Annotated in this window: 17 protein-coding genes; 8 read left to right on the plus strand and 9 right to left on the minus strand. The window is 61.1% G+C overall.

The genetic code is table 11. The features are described 5' to 3' along the window. The first annotated feature begins 19 nt into the window (after positions 1-19). From QWZ03_RS07815 to QWZ03_RS07850, 8 genes are all read left to right on the plus strand, one after another. Positions 20-1,204 (plus strand): ATP-grasp domain-containing protein, encoded by a 1,185-nt coding sequence (locus QWZ03_RS07815; RefSeq protein ID WP_290332194.1) that lies wholly within the window; start codon positions 20-22, stop codon positions 1,202-1,204. A 31-nt stretch (positions 1,205-1,235) separates the two neighbouring features. After that, entirely contained in the window at positions 1,236-2,477 is a 1,242-nt protein-coding gene (locus QWZ03_RS07820) for an ATP-grasp domain-containing protein (protein WP_290332195.1), read from the plus strand. 31 nt (positions 2,478-2,508) lie between these two features. Next, positions 2,509-3,204, plus strand: coding sequence for a tryptophan 2,3-dioxygenase family protein (locus QWZ03_RS07825; RefSeq protein WP_290332197.1), 696 nt, complete (start codon positions 2,509-2,511; stop codon positions 3,202-3,204). 117 nt (positions 3,205-3,321) lie between these two features. Then, positions 3,322-4,398 carry an aminotransferase class V-fold PLP-dependent enzyme gene (locus QWZ03_RS07830; RefSeq protein ID WP_290332198.1) on the plus strand — a complete coding sequence of 359 codons (1,077 nt, stop codon included), beginning with the start codon at positions 3,322-3,324 and terminating at the stop codon, positions 4,396-4,398. Beyond that, positions 4,395-5,651 (plus strand): MFS transporter, encoded by a 1,257-nt coding sequence (locus QWZ03_RS07835; RefSeq protein WP_290332199.1) that lies wholly within the window; start codon positions 4,395-4,397, stop codon positions 5,649-5,651. The genes QWZ03_RS07830 and QWZ03_RS07835 overlap by 4 nt, the downstream gene beginning before the upstream one ends. Positions 5,652-5,673: 22 nt before the next feature. Next, the gene (locus tag QWZ03_RS07840; RefSeq protein WP_290332200.1) at positions 5,674-6,915 is read left to right on the plus strand and encodes a hypothetical protein; all 1,242 of its coding nucleotides are present in this window, start codon (positions 5,674-5,676) and stop codon (positions 6,913-6,915) included. A 105-nt stretch (positions 6,916-7,020) separates the two neighbouring features. Then, positions 7,021-9,138 carry a TonB-dependent receptor plug domain-containing protein gene (locus QWZ03_RS07845; protein ID WP_290332201.1) on the plus strand — a complete coding sequence of 706 codons (2,118 nt, stop codon included), beginning with the start codon at positions 7,021-7,023 and terminating at the stop codon, positions 9,136-9,138. Positions 9,139-9,355: 217 nt separating this feature from the next. Next, complete coding sequence (locus QWZ03_RS07850) at positions 9,356-10,255, plus strand: DMT family transporter (RefSeq protein ID WP_290332202.1); 900 nt, start codon at positions 9,356-9,358, stop codon at positions 10,253-10,255. A 6-nt stretch (positions 10,256-10,261) separates the two neighbouring features. Here QWZ03_RS07850 and fdhD read toward each other — a convergent pair whose 3' ends face one another. The 9 genes from fdhD to QWZ03_RS07895 all read right to left on the minus strand — a co-directional run bounded on the left by fdhD (position 10,262) and on the right by QWZ03_RS07895 (position 17,597). Then, the gene (fdhD, locus tag QWZ03_RS07855; RefSeq protein ID WP_290332203.1) at positions 10,262-11,056 is read right to left on the minus strand and encodes a formate dehydrogenase accessory sulfurtransferase FdhD; all 795 of its coding nucleotides are present in this window, start codon (positions 11,054-11,056) and stop codon (positions 10,262-10,264) included. Beyond that, on the minus strand, positions 11,044-11,283 hold the full coding sequence (locus QWZ03_RS07860; RefSeq protein WP_290332204.1) for a hypothetical protein: 240 nt from the start codon (positions 11,281-11,283) through the stop codon (positions 11,044-11,046). Before QWZ03_RS07860 ends, fdhD begins: the two co-directional genes overlap by 13 nt. Beyond that, positions 11,283-13,529 carry an FdhF/YdeP family oxidoreductase gene (locus QWZ03_RS07865; protein WP_290332205.1) on the minus strand — a complete coding sequence of 749 codons (2,247 nt, stop codon included), beginning with the start codon at positions 13,527-13,529 and terminating at the stop codon, positions 11,283-11,285. The genes QWZ03_RS07860 and QWZ03_RS07865 overlap by 1 nt, the downstream gene beginning before the upstream one ends. Positions 13,530-13,576: 47 nt before the next feature. Further along, positions 13,577-14,938: an ATP-binding protein gene (locus QWZ03_RS07870; protein WP_290332206.1), complete on the minus strand. Its 1,362-nt coding sequence runs from the start codon at positions 14,936-14,938 to the stop codon at positions 13,577-13,579. Continuing rightward, positions 14,935-15,606, minus strand: a complete 672-nt coding sequence (locus QWZ03_RS07875) for a response regulator transcription factor (RefSeq protein WP_290332207.1) — start codon at positions 15,604-15,606, stop codon at positions 14,935-14,937. Before QWZ03_RS07875 ends, QWZ03_RS07870 begins: the two co-directional genes overlap by 4 nt. A gap of 7 nt (positions 15,607-15,613) precedes the next feature. After that, on the minus strand, positions 15,614-15,850 hold the full coding sequence (locus QWZ03_RS07880; protein ID WP_284194752.1) for a PepSY domain-containing protein: 237 nt from the start codon (positions 15,848-15,850) through the stop codon (positions 15,614-15,616). Positions 15,851-15,884: 34 nt separating this feature from the next. Continuing rightward, entirely contained in the window at positions 15,885-16,394 is a 510-nt protein-coding gene (locus QWZ03_RS07885; protein WP_290332208.1) for a glycine zipper 2TM domain-containing protein, read from the minus strand. A 142-nt stretch (positions 16,395-16,536) separates the two neighbouring features. Then, positions 16,537-17,190, minus strand: coding sequence for a Crp/Fnr family transcriptional regulator (locus QWZ03_RS07890; protein WP_290332209.1), 654 nt, complete (start codon positions 17,188-17,190; stop codon positions 16,537-16,539). 29 nt (positions 17,191-17,219) lie between these two features. Next, on the minus strand, positions 17,220-17,597 hold the full coding sequence (locus QWZ03_RS07895; protein WP_290332210.1) for a hypothetical protein: 378 nt from the start codon (positions 17,595-17,597) through the stop codon (positions 17,220-17,222). Positions 17,598-17,605: the final 8 nt, after the last annotated feature.

Here is a 17,605-nt window from a genome sequence, read left to right on the forward strand (position 1 = left end):
CGCGTACAGAGGAAACACCATGAAAACCATACTACTGCTTGGCGCAGGTACCGGCTCGCCCGACGCTGTGCTCAAGCTCAAGCGCCTGGGCCTCAAGATAGTCATGGTCGAGCTGCGCCATGTGTTCGACTTCAAGAAATGCGAGCCGGCTGACGAGATCATCATCAGCGACTACCGTGCGCCCGACTTCATCGACTTTGCCCTCAGGCTGCGCGAAAGCTGGCACTACGATGTTGCGGTATCCATCACAGAGGCTGGCGTCGCCGTCGCCGCCCGTATCAACGAGCGTATCGGTTCGCGCGGTGCCAACTTGAAGGCCATCGGCTACCTGAATGACAAGGCGGCCATGCGTGCCCTGTTGAAGGAACACGATTTCAGCCCGGTGGCTTCGCAGGTGATCAGACACGAGAGTGACCTGGCCGCAGTGATCGCTGAGGCCGGCTTTCCACTCATCGTCAAACCCGTGGACGGTGGCGGCAGCCATGGCATCCATTTAGCCCACGATACCCATGAGGCCATTACCGCAGTCGCTGCGCTACAGGCCGAGGGGCTGCTTCCACTGGCCGAACAGTACATCGACGGGCAGGAGTACAGCGTCGAATCGTTCAGCTTCAATGGTCACCACGCCATTGTGGCCATTACCGAGAAACTGGTGAACGAGCGCTTCATCGAAATCGGCCATGTGGTACCCGCCCGCTTGGACGAAGCGACAGCCGCCCAGGTCGCCCGCTTCATCGAAGATTTCCTGGGGCTGGTCGGGGTCACCAACGGGCCATGCCACACTGAAATGAAGATCAGCTCCAAGGGCATGAAGATCATTGAGTCACACAACCGTCTTGGTGGAGGCAACATCCCCAAGCTGGTGGAACTGGCGCGCGGCATAGATCTCATCTCCCTGAACGGTCAATGGGCTACCGGCATGGTCGAGGCCAACATACCCAGCATCCGGCCAAAGGGGGCCGCTGCTATTCACTTCTTCGTTTTCCCCGAGGGTGAAGTCATCGATCTTCAGGGCATAGATCAGCTCAGGTCGGATCCGAGCACGGTCGAGTACCGCTGCAGCTATACGAAGGGAGATACCGTCCCCCCCCTCGCCAGCAACAGTAGTCGTGCAGGCTATGTGGTCGTGCATGAGGCAGATGCCAACACGGCCATCGAAAAAGCACGACACCTTGCAAGCGGTGTCGTCGCGCTCACGCGATGAACGTCCCCCAACACGATAGCCCGGAGAATCCATGAACATACTCGTGCTGCAAAGCGTACGTTACGACCTCATATGCTATGACCGCGCCATCGATCACCATCGCCATCAGGTCGTCTACATCGGTACAGCCGAGAAGCACGCGCAGATTCCAGCAGGGCTGCCCTGCGAAAAAATCGAGCGCGAGGGGCGACGCCCTCTTTATGAGGAAGTGAGTGAAATCCTCGAGCGCCTGGACCGGCAGTTCGATTTCCTGATCGCCATATCCGAGCACGAACTGGTCGATGCGGCCCGCCTGCGTGAACGCTTTGGCATCCCCGGCCCCATGCCACTTCAGGCCCGCAAGGTACGCGACAAGACCTTGATGAAGCAATGCATCATCGACGCAGGCATCCGGGCCCCCCGTTACGCCGCGCTCGATCACTGGCTGGCCGGGCAGCAACTAGCGGTAGCCGATGACGCATCCATCATACTCAAACCGGTCGATGGTGCATCCTCGGTGGATGTCCGGCGATTCGACAGCCAGCAGACCCTGGCAGATGCCCTGAAGGCAGGCCGGACCGGCGTAGCCGCCCTGGACGACGGGACAGGCGATACCGCGCGCTACCAGGTGGAAGAGTTCATCGAAGGGCGTGTTGTACACATAGACGGGATCGCCAGACAGGGAACGATACAAATTCTGGTAGCCAGCCGCTACGTTGGCACGCTGATGGGATTCGCTCACGGCAAGCCAGCCGGCTCCATCCAGTTCGACACCACCGACGAGATGCAGCAATGGGTCAGCCGGATTCTGCAAGCTGTTGAAATTCGCGACGGCGCGTTTCACCTCGAGATCATCGAAGGCCAGGACGGTCCCGTCTTCCTCGAGATTGCCCATAGGGTGGGCGGCGCACGTATCACAGAAGCATTCGAGCGCAAGACCGGCATTCACCTTGCGATAGCCGACATCGGCACCATCGTCGACCCGGACTATACCCTACAGCCGAACTGGGATTCGTCAGCCTACTACGGCTGGTTCATCGTCCCTGCACATCAGTTGAACAAGCCCTACTGTCGCGTAAGCGGCTATGACGCGCTGCTGGCGTCAGGAACGGTGGAAACACTGAATGTGCTGGGCACAGACAAACCTGTGCCAAAGAAGATCAGCTACGCCGAAACACTGCTGCCGCTGGCGGGTCTCGTACGCGCCAATAGCTCGCAGGTGCTGCAGGACACCCTTGACACGCTGTTCAACGAGCTGGTGCTGGAAGGCCTGGATGAGTCGGCAGCGGCCTGAGATCGGTGTTGCCCGTAAGGAGGAAATAAACATGAAGAACTATGAAGAGTCAGTGTTGGCCGGTGACGGCCCCAACGACTACGTGAAGTACATGCGCACCAATGCCCTGCTCTCGCTACAGGTGCCGGAAGAACAGCGTCTGCATCGCGACGAACTGCTGTTCCAGATTACCCACCAGTCCACCGAACTGTGGCTCAAACTGGCCTGCAACGAGCTGGATGAAGCGACACGCCGACTCGCGTGCAGCGGCGTGAGCGATGCAACAGCGCTTGTAAGGCGCGCCCAGCGATGCGTTGAATTGATCACCGACCAGCTCGATATCCTCACCCACATGACCCCCTGGGACTTTCATCAGGTGCGTCCTGCACTGGGCAACGGATCAGGGCTGGAATCCCCAGGCTGGCGCGACATGCAGCGTGTCGGCAATGCCCTCTCGCGCGGTTTCGATGCCCTGTGCGAACTGGAGGACGTAGACCTGGTAGACGTCTACAAGGCCCAGCGCAACAGCCCCTTGTTCAATCTGGCCGAAGCCCTGATCGACCTGGATGAAGCGGTGGCGCTCTGGCGGACGCGCCACTACAAGGTCGCAGTGCGCACCATCGGCCATAGCACGGTAGGTACCAAAGGCATGCCTGTGGACAAGCTGGCCCGCTTGCTCAATCACAAGTTCTTCCCAGCACTCTGGGACGTACGCTCCCAGCTGTTTGGCGTCGAAGCGGCGTATTGAGCGATGACGCCTGAACGCTTCCGAGCCACCTACTTTCCTCAGCTGCTAAGCCAGTCCTACCTGGCTTCATGCAGCCTGGCGCCGCATTCACCAGTGCTTGAAGCCGCAATCCATAGCATGTTCGAGGCTATGCGGGGCGACGGACTCGCCTGGCCCATTTTTGAGGAAGAGGTGCATACGCTGCGACAGCGTATCGCCCAATTGATCGGTGCGAAACCGGAACAGATCGCACTGATGCCCAATGCGAGTACCGGCACCTATCAGGTAGCCTCGACTCTGGCTTGGTCTGATCGGCCCGGCCTGGTGCATGCCAGTCATGAATTCCCTTCCATCGCCCATGTCTGGCTGGCGCAGACTGCACGTGGTGCGCAGCCGGTTAGTGTGGATTGCACCGACGGCCACGCAGCGATCCTTGCCAACTACCTCACTGCGATCGGCCCCGACACGCGGCTGGTATCTGTGCCTCTGGCCAGCTATGCCGAGGGCAAGCGTCTACCTGTCACCGAGATCGGCCTCGCCGCGCGCAACGCAGGTGCGCGGCTGTTCGTCGATGCCTATCAGGCACTGGGTGTAGCTGACGTGAATGTCGATGCTCTGGGCTGCGACTACTTGGTCGGTGGCTGCATGAAGTATCTGCTAGGCCTTCCGGGTGTCGCCTTCCTATATGTACGCGAGGCCTGTGGCAATGATATTGACCCGCAGCTTACCGGCTGGCTGGCTCGCCGCGCGCCCTTCGACTTCAACCCAAGCCTACTCGACTATCCAGATACGGCCACCCGTTTCGAGACTGGCACACCACCCATTCCAGCCATCTACGCCGCCAACATCGGTTTGTCTCTATTGTTGCAACTGGAAGTCATGGCCATCGAATCCCACGTGGCCAGCTTGGTGGAGTACGCCACCCGACAGTTGCTGGCCATGGGCGAGTGCCTGACCTATCAGCCTCGGCCGGGCGAGCACGGCGCGCACCTGGCACTGTATGACCCGACACCCACCCGGCTAACTGCCTTCTTGCAGGAACATGCCATCACCGTCAGCCCAAGGGGAAAGGCCGTAAGAATCTCCTTTCACTACTTCAACCTGATGGCAGACGTTGACAGGCTATGCAGTGTCCTACGGCGGTACAGGGCGCAACGAGGAAATGAAGCGACACGCCATACAGAAGCGGTCATGGCCGCCGGAGCCACGAAATGAGTCACCTCTTCTTGCCGCTGAAGTCGGCGCAGTTTCGCAAGTATTCTGCTGCTACGGTGTTGAGCGCCATAGGCAATGGTATGCATTTCGTCGCCATGTCCTGGTTTCTCTATCAGCATACCGGCGCTGTCACCTCCATAGGCCTGATGCTCATCACCAGCATGTTACCGGCCATGTTCCTGTCGCCCATCGCGGGCGTTCTGGTTGATCGTTGGAACGAGAAATGGATATGCGTAGCAGTTGATACACTGCGCGGGCTGATCTTTGCCTGCTTGGTATTGGCGCTCTACTACGACCATTGGGTGTTGCCGGCGATCTATATCTCTGCCTTCCTGGTAGCAACTTGCAATCTGTTCTATTCGCCCGCCTTGAGCGCCATGGTTCGTGACATCTCAACCAAGGAAAACCTGCTCAACGCCAACGTCCTGGGTAGTACCAGCCAACAGGTTGGATTGTTATGCGGTGCCAGCCTCGGCGGTTTCCTCGTAGCGGAAGCAGGCGCAGTTAACGTCATCCTGCTCAACGCCGCCTCCTTTTTTGTCTCGGCCATGCTCATCGCTTGGATACGCAAGACCTCGCATGAGCACAGCAAATCCGCCCCACGTTCGCGCCATGCATGGGGCGAGCTCCGCGAGACATTGGAATATGTGAAACAGCACCGCTTCATCATATGGCTGGCCGTGGTACAGATGCTGGACACCGTCGTCCTGTGCGTCACCAACACCATACTGCCGGTCTTTGTCAGCAAGGAACTGGCAGGCGGGCCCGAAGCCTTCGGTCTCATCGACGCAGCATGGGGCGGTGGAGCCATCCTCGGAGGAATACTGCTTTCCTATCTGGCACGGCATGTTGATCGGCATAAGATCATGATCATCGGGCCAGCAGCCCTGGCTCTGCTACTGATGGTCTTCCTCACATCGCAAAACACGGCCCAGGCCATCGTTGGCTACTTTCTCCTGGGGCTCTGTGTCTGCGCGGTCGGCATCAACACCAATACGGTACTCGTGGCCGATGTGGATCCTGCTTATTTCGGCAAGATCAAGTCGGCCATTGCCATGTTCATCTCCTACATCAGCCTGGCCGTATACGGACTCTTGAGCTTGTTTGGAGACCTCGTCTCCTCTCGATGGATCTATGCAGCGCTAAGTGCGTTTGTCATGGCCGGCGTTGTTGTCAAACTCGTGCGAATGTATCGGCAGGGTAGTCCTGGTCAGCGTGACCTGCAGCCCGCCGCAGAAGACAGCGCCGCCTGAGCGGCTCAACTAGGAAAGCGACATGAAATACGAACAGCTAGACCCCATGGCCGATGACTTCGCGCGCTTGGCCGAAGATGCAGGCATCTTGCCCATCGGCGCAGAGGTGATCATCGACGGCCCGCGTGTCAAGAAAAGTGATGTGGACGAAGCTGCCTACGCGACCTATCGCCTGCTGATCGCCTTGCACGATATTTTCAAGCAACGTTACGGTGGCTCCCTTGAAGCCTTTGGCCACGCCCTGGGCCATACGTCGCACGACCTTGAGGTCTACCTATGGGATCAGGGCACCTTCACGCCCGAAGTCTTCACCCGCGCCGACACCGTACTTACCGATGAAGGCTTCAAGTTTGTCGAGTTCAATGTCGGCAGCTCGGTAGGCGGCATGGTGAACTCATCGCTGGCCTATCTGCTGGGCTTCCCGCAGCAGGATGTCCCGCTGCAGGCCTGGGCCCAGCATGTCGCCAAGCGCATACCGTCCGGCAGCCTGGGCATATTGGTAGAGGACGAAGGGCCGCTGGACAAGATGCGGCGGGACCTCAACGTCATGGCCCAGCAATTGGAGCAGGCAGCGGGTGTCACCGCCATCGTGTGCAGCCAGAAGGAACTGAGCTGGGATGGTGAGCAGTTATGTATAGGTGGTCGCAAGATAGACTGGGTATACCCGCTGTTCTTCCCCAACAACGTGGCCGCCGACCCAGAATCCTATAGTGCGTTGCGTGCTGCCCTGTGCGAAAACCGCGTATTCATGCCCATCACCCGCCGTGCCAACATCTTCGGCAGCAAGATGGCCTTGGCCATGCTGCATGACATTGCTGCCACGGAATCCGTCGACTCCCCTTTCCGCCAACTGGTGGAACGCTGGGTAGCCTGGACCACCCGCTTGGACGAGGGTCGCTTGTCCTTCGCCATAGAACACCAGCAGTATCTGGTACTGAAGCCGGTACTGGGCTTAGGCGGCAAGGGCGTGGTGATTGGTCGCGAGACAGATCCCGATAGCTGGCGCCAGGCGTTGACAGGTGCACTGGTGCAGCAGCAGGAGATGTTCATCCTGCAGCATTTCTACCCCCCCGCGGTGGAAACAGTCACCACCAGCCACAGCCAGCATGGTCGCCGCAGCTATGAGGCCCGATGTGTGTGGGGCATCTATACGCTAGACGGCCACTCTGGCGGCACCCCTTTCATGCGCAGCAGTCCTGTCCTGCGCACGGCCGTCATCAACTATGCCACCGGCGGGTCCGTAGGTGCGCTGCCCATGCGATAGGTCGCTCCACCACGCGGAGCCGCCCCCTGTGTCGGCTCCATGCTTTCTTCGTCTTTTATCCAGTCCCTTTCTATGCCCAATTTCAATGCGCCCGTGCCGAAGGCATTGGCACTCCTCTTTCTGTCTGCGCCCAACCTAGCCTACGCAGAGGCTGCTACCGAACCCGTACCCGCTGAGAGTATCCGTGTCACTGGTTCACAAATCTCCCGCCGCGCCAACGATGTCACCGCCAAGGTCGTGATAGCCCGCGAGGAGCTGCAACGCTATGGTGATGCCAACCTGGCGGATGCGCTGCGTAGGCTGCCGGGCGTCACCGTGTCTGGCGGTATCCGGCTGCGCGGACTGGGCGAGGGCTATACCGAGATCCTTATCAATGGTGACAAGGTACCGCAGGGGTTCTCAATAGAATCACTCTCGCCCGATATGATAGAGCGGGTTGAAATCCTCCGGTCCGCCACTGCCGACAGCAGTGCACAGGCCATAGCCGGCACTATCAATATCCTGCTGCGCAAGTCGGTGTCCAAGAAACAGCAATCATTGAAAGCCAGTGCCGAGCGGATAGGTGAGCGCAATGGCGGCAGCTTGGGCTTCCAACTGGCCGACAAGCAGGATGACCTGTCCTACAGCCTGGTGGGTACGCTTCGCCGCCTGCAGACAGAATCGCTGCCCCGCATAGATCAATCCGGCTTCGATGCCGATGGGCGAGAGAACCTGCGGCGACATATACAACAGATCAACCGCGAGACCACCGACAGCATCTCGCTCACGCCTCAGCTCAATTGGGCGCAGGAAGCGGATAGTACGCTGACTTGGCAAGGCTTCATCGACTACAAGCAAAACCAATACAGCTCGGACAACCGAACGAACACACAATTTGGCGCACCCAGTGTCTACCCGCACTTTCACGAACGTTCCAGCTCGGACACCACGCTACTGCGCAATGATCTGATCTGGTCACGCAGCTTTGAGACGGGCCACAAACTGAATGCCAAACTCTCCCTGAGCCACCTCGACCGCAAGAAGAACTACGATTTCCTTGGTTACGATACGCTGGCTACGCTAAGGGATCTGCGCCATGTCGACTCCACCCTGGCAGAGAGTGGCCTGGGCTCCAACGGCAAATACGCAATGCCCGTCGGTAGCGATCATCAGCTGGCATTTGGCTGGGAGTTGGCCCATGCGGTGCGCAAGGAAAGCCGAAGCGAGACCGATAGGTTGGAATACGGCAGCGTGAAGGAAGAGATTGATGAGCGCTATCGCGCAACGGTACGCAAGGCAGCCGGCTTTATACAAGACGAGTGGCAAGTGACGCCAAACTGGCAAACCTATATGGGTGTGCGCTGGGAAGGACTCTATACCCACAGCGAGAGCAATATCTCGCAGCAGATAGACACGCGCTCGTCCGTCTGGAGTCCTGTATTCCAGACGCTCTGGAAGATTCCGGGCATGCCTAAGGATCGCGTGCGCTTCGCCTTCAACCGCAGCTACAAGGCTCCCACAACGGCCAGCCTGGTACCACGCCGCTACGTGGAATACAACGACAACAGCCCAACCAACCCCAGCCGCCAGGGCAATCCCAAACTGCGGCCCGAACTCTCATGGGGCGGTGAATTCACCTACGAGCATTATTTTGCAGGCAACGGACTGCTTAGCCTCAATGCCTATGCCCGCACCATTGATGATGTGATGGTGCAGCATCTGTTTCAAGATGAGGCTGGCAGCTGGATCAGCACCCTCAACAACAAGGGCAAGGCAGATATCCATGGCGTAGGCCTGGAGTCCAAGCTGCCCCTGAGGACGCTATGGGCCGATGCTGCGGCAGTGGATATCCAACTGGACATGAGCTGGAACTGGTCGCGTGTGCATGAAGTGAAGCGACCAGACAATCGTCTGGACGAGCAAGTACCCTTCAGTGCAAACCTGGGCCTGACCTGGGCCGCCAGCGACCAACTGACCCTGGGGGGCAACTTCAACTACAAGCGCGGTGCGTCTGCTGCCATTTCCGACTTCCTGACCAAACATTCAGAGACGGCCCGTATCCTTGACCTCTATGCCACTTGGAAGGTGAACGGCCAGACCCAGCTGCGGCTAACCCTTGGCAACCTGCTGGGCCAGGACGCAAAGACATGGATACGCAGTGCCAACGCTGGCGCGAACTCATTGCGTAGCTTCACCACACCGAGCGATCGCACCATCAAGTTGCTGTTGGATCAGAAATTCTAGGCAGCTACCGCATTGGCACGATCACGCCAGGAGCCGTGCAAGCTGGCTCCTGGCGATCACTCACCGAGGTCGGTCAGGCACTGTCCCTGCCGCCAACTATCACGCACGTCACCGGCACTGCAGGCTCTAAGTCCGTCCTGCTGGATGACCTGTCTTAAATTCACTATATCCGCTCCTGCAGACAAGGCGACAATGTCGTCATAGAAGGAGCCTCACCATGCTGCAATACGCTTTTCCCCTGCTGGCCGTACTGATCTGGGCCGGCAATACTGTCGTCAACAAGCTGGCCGCCGGTGCCATCTACCCAGCCGAGATCGGTTTCTACCGCTGGCTACTGGCCGGCCTGTTGTTCACCCCCTTCATGCTGCGCCCCGTCCTGCGCAACTGGCCCGCCATCCGCCCCCACCTGGGCAAGCTGGTGGTGCTGGGCATACTGGGCATGGCCACCTACCAGAGCCTGGCCTACTACGCTGCCCACCTCACCACTGCCACCAATATGGGCATCATCCTGTCGCTGATGCCCCTGATGGCATTGGCACTGTCGATTGCCATGTTGGGCCAGCAACTGACCCTGGGTGCGCTGGCGGGCGCCGTGGTCTCGCTGCTGGGCGTGCTGCTGGTCATCAGCAACGGCCGGCCCGATACCTTGCTATCGCACGGCATAGGCCGAGGCGACGCCATGATGCTGGTCGCCACCCTGGCCTACGCCATCTACAGCGTGCTGCTGAAAAAATGGCAGCTCAAGCTGCCGCCGCTGCAGATGCTGTATATCCAGATCCTGGTCGCCATCGTCGGTCTGCTGCCGCTGTACCTGGCTTCGCCCAAGACCGGGCTGACCGCCACCAATATCCCCATGATCATATTTGCCGCCGTATTTGCCTCCATGCTGGCCGCCCTGGCCTGGATGCACGGCGTAGCGAGACTGGGGCCCAGCCGCACGGCCCTGTTCTTCAACCTGCTGCCACTTTTCACTGCCCTGATCGCCGCTGCGGCGCTGCACGAGGCCCTGGCCCTGCACCATCTGCTGGGCGGCATATTGATACTGGGCGGGGTACTGATCGCCGAACGCTGGCTGACGCCCTGGGGTAGTGCCCAGCCTACCAAGACGGCGACTTAGCGTCGCTCAAGCCAAGCGCTCAGGGTGGGTATAGACCGTCATCCTGTCCTCACGAGCAAATCCCACCAGGGTGATACCCGCCTCCCCAGCCAGTTGCACCGCCATGGCGGTGGGGGCTGAGATCGCCGCCACCAGCTCCAGGCCGGCGCTGGCTGCCTTATGTACCAGTTCATAAGAGGCCCTGGACGTCAGCAGCACGGCCCCGCCAGGATGGGCCTGCCGGTGCATTGCACCTATCAGCTTGTCGAGCGCGTTATGGCGGCCTACATCCTCGCGCACCAGCAGACCGCCGCTGGCATCCAGCAGTGCTGCCGCATGTACGCCACCGGTCTGCCAGTTTAACGGCTGCAGACTGACCAATTGCCGCAAGCCGGCATGCAACTGGGCAGCCGTCATGCGCAAGCCGTCGCCCACATGGGCAATCGGACTGATGGCGGTGTCCAGTGCCTCCGCCCCACACAGGCCGCAGCCGGTTCGGCCTGTCAGCTGGCGTCGCCGCGCTTTCAAGCGCCAGAAGCAGGCCTGGGCCAGGGCTATCTGCAGGCTCAGGCCGCCGGCCTCAGGCACAATCTCCACCGCACGGATATCCGCCGGCTTGTCGGCGATGCCCTCGCTCAGGCTGAAACCCAGGGCAAAATCCGCCAGGTCCAGCGGGCTGGCCATCATCACCGCGTGCGATAGGCCGTTGTAGACCAGCGCTACCGGCACCTCCTCAGCCAGTTGTTCGGCCACGACCTCACGGCCATCGCCTCTCAGCTGCAACGCCTGGACCTCGCCCCAGCCGTGGTTCAGTCCTGGCATAGCGCACGCGCCTTGTCTGTCAGCCACAGGCGCAAGCGGCCACGCTCTTCGGTGCTGCGCACCAGATCCAGCCCCTGCAGTTGTGGGTTGTCGCCCAGGCCGGCCAACAAGCGCTTGAGTTCGCTCAGGCTCAGCCCCAGGCGCTTGCAGGCCTTGTGGATGGATAGCCCGTCCTCTTCCAGCAACAGCTGCAACAAGGCCAGCGTCATCGCCTCTTCATCTGCCATCAGGCTGCCTCGCTCGGGCTCAGCCGCACCCGGATGGACTTGGCCGTCGGCGTGCGGGCACGGTCGGCATAGCTGCCTAACGGCAGCAGGGTATTTGTTTCCGGAAAATAGCTGGCCAAGCAGCCGGCCGGAATGTCGTATTCCACCAGCAGGAAACGCTTGGCCACCCGCTCACCATCACGCCAGACCGAGGTGATGTCCACCCACTGCCCGGCTTGCAGTTGCAGGCGCTGCATATCGGTACGGTTGATAAAGCAGACCCGCCGATGCCCGCTGACACCCCGGTAGCGATCATCCAGGCCGTAGATGGTGGTGTTGTACTGATCGTGCGCACGCACTGTCATCAAGGTGAACAGCGACTCGTCTGTGGGTTCTGCCTGGCGCGCCGGCAAGTCATGCACCATGAATCGCGCCCGCCCACCCTGGGTGCGCCAGCGCTGCTCGCGGGCACTGTTGCCCAGGTAGAAGCCTCCCGGCTGCTGCACCCGCTGGTTGAAATCGGCAAAGCCCTCGACCACTTCGGCAATCTTGTCGCGTATCCGGCTGTAGTCCTGCACCAGCCACAACCAGGGAGTCTTGCTCTGCGGCAGGGTGGCCGCAGCCATACGGGCCACGATCATGGGCTCGGCCAGCAACTGCGGGCTGGCGGGCGGGTTCATGCCCTGCGAGGCATGCACCATGCTCATGGAGTCCTCTACCGTCACCGCCTGCGGGCCGCTGGCCTGCAGATCAATCTCGGTGCGGCCCAGGCAAGGCAGTATCAGCGCCTCGCGGCCATGCACCAGGTGGGAGCGGTTGAGCTTGGTGGTGATATGCACGGTCAAGCCGCATTGCCGCAACGCCTGCCATGTCATGGCCGTATCCGGGGTGGCGGCGGCGAAGTTGCCCCCCAGCGCCAGGAACACTTTCACCTTGCCGGCCAGCATGGCCTCTATGCTGCCCACCACGTCGTAGCCTGGCGCTCGTGGCGGGGCAAAGTCAAAGGCCTGCCCCAGCCTGTCCAGAAAAGCCGCTGCCGGCTTCTCGTTGATACCCATGGTGCGGTCGCCCTGCACATTGGAATGCCCGCGCACCGGGCAGGCGCCCGCACCTGGCCGCCCCACATGCCCCCCCAACAGCAGCAGGTTGCCTATCATCTGTATGGTGGCCACCGAATGCTTGTGCTGGGTAATTCCCATGCCCCAGGTGCAGATGGTGGCGCGGCTGCCGGCATAGATGGCGGCCGCCTCACGCAGCTGCTGCTCGCTCAGGCCGGATTCCACTACCAGTGCCGGCCAGGTGGTATCGGCGATATCGCGCACCAGCTCGGCATGGCCACTGGTATGGTCGGCGATAAAGTCCTGGTCACCGTAACCTTGCTCCAGCAACGCCTTGAGCATGCCTTTCACGGCGGCCAGATCGCCCCCTATGCGCAGGGGATAGTAGGCGCTGGCAATCTCGGTACTGCCGCCGCTCAACATCTGCCAGGCATCCTGCGGATGGGTAAATCGCTCCAGCCCCCGTTCGCGCAGGGGGTTGAACACCACGATACGACAGCCCCGGCGAGCCGCATCACGTAGCGTTTCCAGCATGCGAGGATGGTTGGTGCCGGGGTTCTGGCCAAAGATGAAGATGGCCTCGGCCAGCTCGAAATCATCTAGCGTAACCGTACCCTTGCCTATGCCCAGTTGCTCGCCCATGGCCACGCCCGACGGCTCGTGGCACATATTGGAACAATCCGGCAGGTTGTTGGTACCGAACTCCCGCACAAACAGCTGGTACAGAAACGCCGCCTCGTTGGAGGTACGGCCCGAGGTATAGAAGGCCGCCTCATGCGGGCTGGCCAGTGCCTGCAGATGGTGGCCTATCAGGGCGAAGGCCGCATCCCAGCTAATTGGCAGGTAGCAATCGGTGGCAGCATCGTAGCGCAAGGGCTCGGTCAACCGGCCCAAGGCTTCCAGGCTGTAATCATCCAGCTCGGCCAGGCGGCTGACACTGTGCTGGCCCAGGTAGTCTGCCGTCAGCCGCCGGCTGGTCGCCTCGGCCGCCACCGCCTTGACGCCGTTTTCGCAGAATTCGAAGGTGGAATGGAAATGCTTGTCCGGCCAGGCGCAGCCTGGACAATCAAAGCCATCAGGCTGGTTGGTGCGCAACAACGTAGGCAGGCCCAGGCCTGCCACCTGCTGCTCGCGCAAATGCTGCAAGGAACTCTTGAGGGCGCCCCAGCCACCGGCCGGTTGCTGGTACAGACGTATGCGCTGCTTCATGGCGGTTTTCCACGGATAACTGGCCAGATTATGGTGCCAGCGGCCACCTAGGTCGATTGCAAGACGATCTCTACCAGTCCTCCGCCCCACTCGCTGCGTGCCAAGGTCAGTTGCCCACCATGGGCGGCAACGATGTCCGCCACCACGGTCAGGCCTATGCCATGGCCGGGCACCTGCTCATCCAGCCGCACGCCACGTTGCAAGGCCGCATCCGCATCGCTGAAGCCAGGACCGTCATCCTCTATGCGTACGGTCAGCCTGTTGCCCTGCTGCACGGCTGTCACCCGCACGCGCCCCTTGGCCCATTTGGCCGCATTGTCCAGCAGATTGCCGAACACCTCGAAGGCATCGCCTTCATCCAGCCGCCAGCTGAGCTTGGACGGGCATGCCACGGCATATTGCAGCTGACGGTCGGCATAGACCTTGGCCAGGGAATCCACCACCCGCTGGAATACCGGCAGCAACAGCAGCGGCGGCGCAAACCGGGCCGCACCACTGGCTGCCGCACGTCCCAGCTGGTGCTGGACAATGCCGTCCATGCGCGCCACCTGCTGGCTCACCGTCTGCGCCAGCTCTGCCGGCTCGTTCAGCGCGCCGCGCAAAACCGCCAAAGGCGTCTTGAGACTATGGGCCAGATCACCCAGTGCGTCCTTGTAGCGGGTCTGCCGGGCGCGTTCCTGTTCGATCAGGGTGTTCAGGTTGCCGGTCAGGCCAGCGATCTCGGCCGGGTAACGCCCCTCCACCCTGGCCTGCTCACCGGTTTCAACGCGGCGTATCTCCCTGGCCACCCGTCGCAGCGGTGCCAGGCCCCAGCCCAGCAGCAGGGTCTGCGCCAGCAGCAGCAGCACGCCGGCACCACCCAGCCAGGTCCACAGGGTACGGCGGAAGCTGGCCAGTTCGCGGCGGAATGCCACGGTGTCTTCCAGCACCGAGAAGGTCAGCGGCATGGCGCGCGGCCCTTCGGACCACTTCACGCCATAAGCCGCCGCCAGATAGGTCTTGCTGCCGCGCTCCAGTTCCTCATAGCGCCACTCGCCCGCATCCAGCCTACGCGGAAAAGGCGGGGACAGCCCCAGGGTGGACGGCGACTGCCACTCTTCGCGGTGATTGGGGTTGGAGATATTGGCGTACAGGCCAGACGAGGGCAGAGCAAGGCGCGGCTCTGGCAGCGAATAAGGCATGATCAGGCCGCCATCGGGGTCCAGCTCGGCACGGGCCAGCAACAGGTAGATGGTCGATTGCAGCCTGTCATAGCGGGCCAATCGCACGCTGTCGGCGTGTGCCCGCTCCAGCGCCCAGCCAGCACCAACCAGAAAAGCCACCAGTACCACGGCAGCCCCCAGTATCAAGCGGGTACGTATGGAGCCCGCCGGACGGACAGCGGGTGGCGCCGTCAGGTTTGTCGTCATGCCAGGACGAAGCGGTAACCACGTCCGCGCAAGGTCTCTATCGGTGCCAGGCTGCCGTCCGGATCCAGCTTGCGGCGCAGCCGGCCTATCAGCACCTCCAGCACATTGCTGTCGCGGTCTTCATCATGCGGGTAGAGATAATCGGACAGCTCCTGCTTGCTCACCACCCGCGCCCGCTCACGCACCAGCAGTTCCAGCACGCGGTATTCAAAGGTAGTCAGCTCGATGGGCGTGTCACCCAGGCTGGCCTGCTGGGCCGAGAAATCCAGCGACAACGGGCCTATGGTCAGGACATCCGAGGTCGCCTTCAGGGCACGGCGCAGCAGGGCCTTCACCCGCGCCGCCAGTTCGGGGTATTCAAAGGGCTTGACCAGATAATCGTCGGCACCGGCCTCCAGCCCCTTGACCTTGTCCTGCCAACTGCCACGGGCCGTCAGTATCAGGATGGGCAGGCTGCTGCCACCGGCACGCAGCTTCTCTACCACAGTCAGGCCATTCATGCGTGGCAGGCCCAGGTCGACAATGGCCAAGTCTATAGGGTACTCACTGGCCTGGAACAAGCCGTCCTCGCCATCGGCCGCTTCATCCACCCGGTAGCCATCCGCTTCCAGCTGCTTCTTCAGGCCCTGCCGCAGGGCAGTCTCGTCTTCAATCAACAACAGGCGCATGGTCTGCTCACAAAGTGCGGCCGCTGGCCACGTCGATATAGATGATCTTCACTTCGCCTTGCGCCGTCACCACCTTGACGCGCCAGGCAGCCTTGCCCTCACGCTCGCCCTTCTCTACCGACAAGACCCGGCCGCCGCTCTGGCGCTGCGCGGCGGCAGCGGCGTCATCACGGCTGACATCAGCCCAGGCGGGCAGGGAGAAGGCTAGCAGCAGGCTGCACAGCAAGGCATAGGGTTTCATCATGGCGTGTCCTGTCAGGGTGGTTCCCGATATTGTATTACGGCTCAAGCGGTTCGACCGAGACTCGCACAGACATGGTCTTGCCGGGATTGTCGCGGGTAAAGGTGGTGTATTGCTGGCCACGGTACTCGTAGTTGACACGATAGCCAGTGATGCGACTCTCCCAGTCCTCCACCGTGCGGCAACGCTTGATCTCACGCGGCACTTCCTCGTACCGTTCGTGGTTGTCACGGTTGTCTATACGGTCACCGGCCAGCGCACCGACCACGGCGCCCAGGGCAGTGGCAGCCTCGCGGCCATGGCCCTTGCCGACCTGGTTGCCGATCACGGCGCCAGCAATGCCGCCCACCACCGCGCCACCATACTGACGCTCGCCGCCAACGCGACGGGTCTCGGTCACCCATTCGCTGCTGCACTCCTTGCGCGGCGTGCTGTAACGCTCGTATTGCGGCTCCACACTCTTCACACGGGCCGTATCATTGAAGCTGTCTGCGTGGGCAGCCAGGAAGCTGGTGGCAATCAGGCTAAAGAGGGCAAGGTGTTTCATGGCGTGCTCCTTACGTTGGGGTATGGAACGCACTATGCGCCGGGTGCAGTGAACCAAAGCTGAATGCTCCATACCTCGCCATGACACAAAAAAAGACCAGCCGCCGGGCTGGTCTTTTCTGCTGCAGCTGCAGCCAGGCAGGTCAGAATGCCTCTGGCAGCTTCTGCAGAATGATGAGCCGGCGGTTCTCGATACGCACATACCCGCCAAACACCAGTTCCTTCATGATACGGGCCACCATTTCGCGGGATGAGCCCACCCGGTCGGCAATGGCCTGCTGGGTCATATGGCCCTCGATCTGCAGTACGCCTTCCAGTTCCACCGCCAGGTCTTCAAACAACAGCCTGACGCGGCTATAGACATCCTTCAGCGCCAGGTTCTTGACTGCCTCGGTCAATTGCCGGGTACGCCGGACCAAACTGACCAGCACCTTGAACTGGATATTGGGATGGTTGTGCAGCAGCGCCAGGAAGTCCTCCTTCTGGATCACCAGAAAGGTACTCTGTTCCTCGGTTTCCACCGATGCCGTGCGCGGCTCGTCATCCAGCAGGGCCAGCTCACCCACATACTCGCCCGGCCCCAGCACGGCCAGCACGTATTCCTTGCCGTTGGAGTCGCTGACGAACACCTTGAGCCGCCCCTGCATCAACAGGAACATCGAGCTACCGGCGTCCCCTTCGTTGATGATGATGGCGCCCTTGGGGTAGGTCTTGGCGGCGGCGGATGCCTCGATATGGGACAGCTCCTCATCGGAGAGTCCGTAGAACAACGGGATTTGCTTCAGCGTGGCGATCATGCGACACCAAGTGGTTGATACGGTGTTGTTCAAGCGCCGGCAGCAGTAGTTGCCGCTGCCGGCTTCTCGGTGACAGGGGTCGAGCTGGTTTCGCTCGCCGCCTCATCCGCAGGCTCGGTGCCCCCGCCTATCTCCACCGAGGTCACCGGCCCTTTGGGCGGCTGGTCGGGGGGTGGCGTGATGACATCGAGCTTGTTCTTGGTCATATATTCGTTCATCTCTTTCCAGCCGGCAAAAATATCGGCTTTTGAGACACGAACGTTGCGCTGAAAGCAGTCCTCCAGCGCCCGACCGGAATGCCGGCAGGCAGCACCGATTGCCCGGCCATTGAGCTTGGCCTGGTTGGCCAGCTCGGTCAGGCGCTCACAACCGGAGAGTCCCAACACCATCATGGCAAGCAAAAACATGCGTGTTG

This window comes from Chitinimonas viridis, from assembly GCF_030409555.1.
Lineage (GTDB): Bacteria > Pseudomonadota > Gammaproteobacteria > Burkholderiales > Chitinimonadaceae > Chitinimonas > Chitinimonas viridis.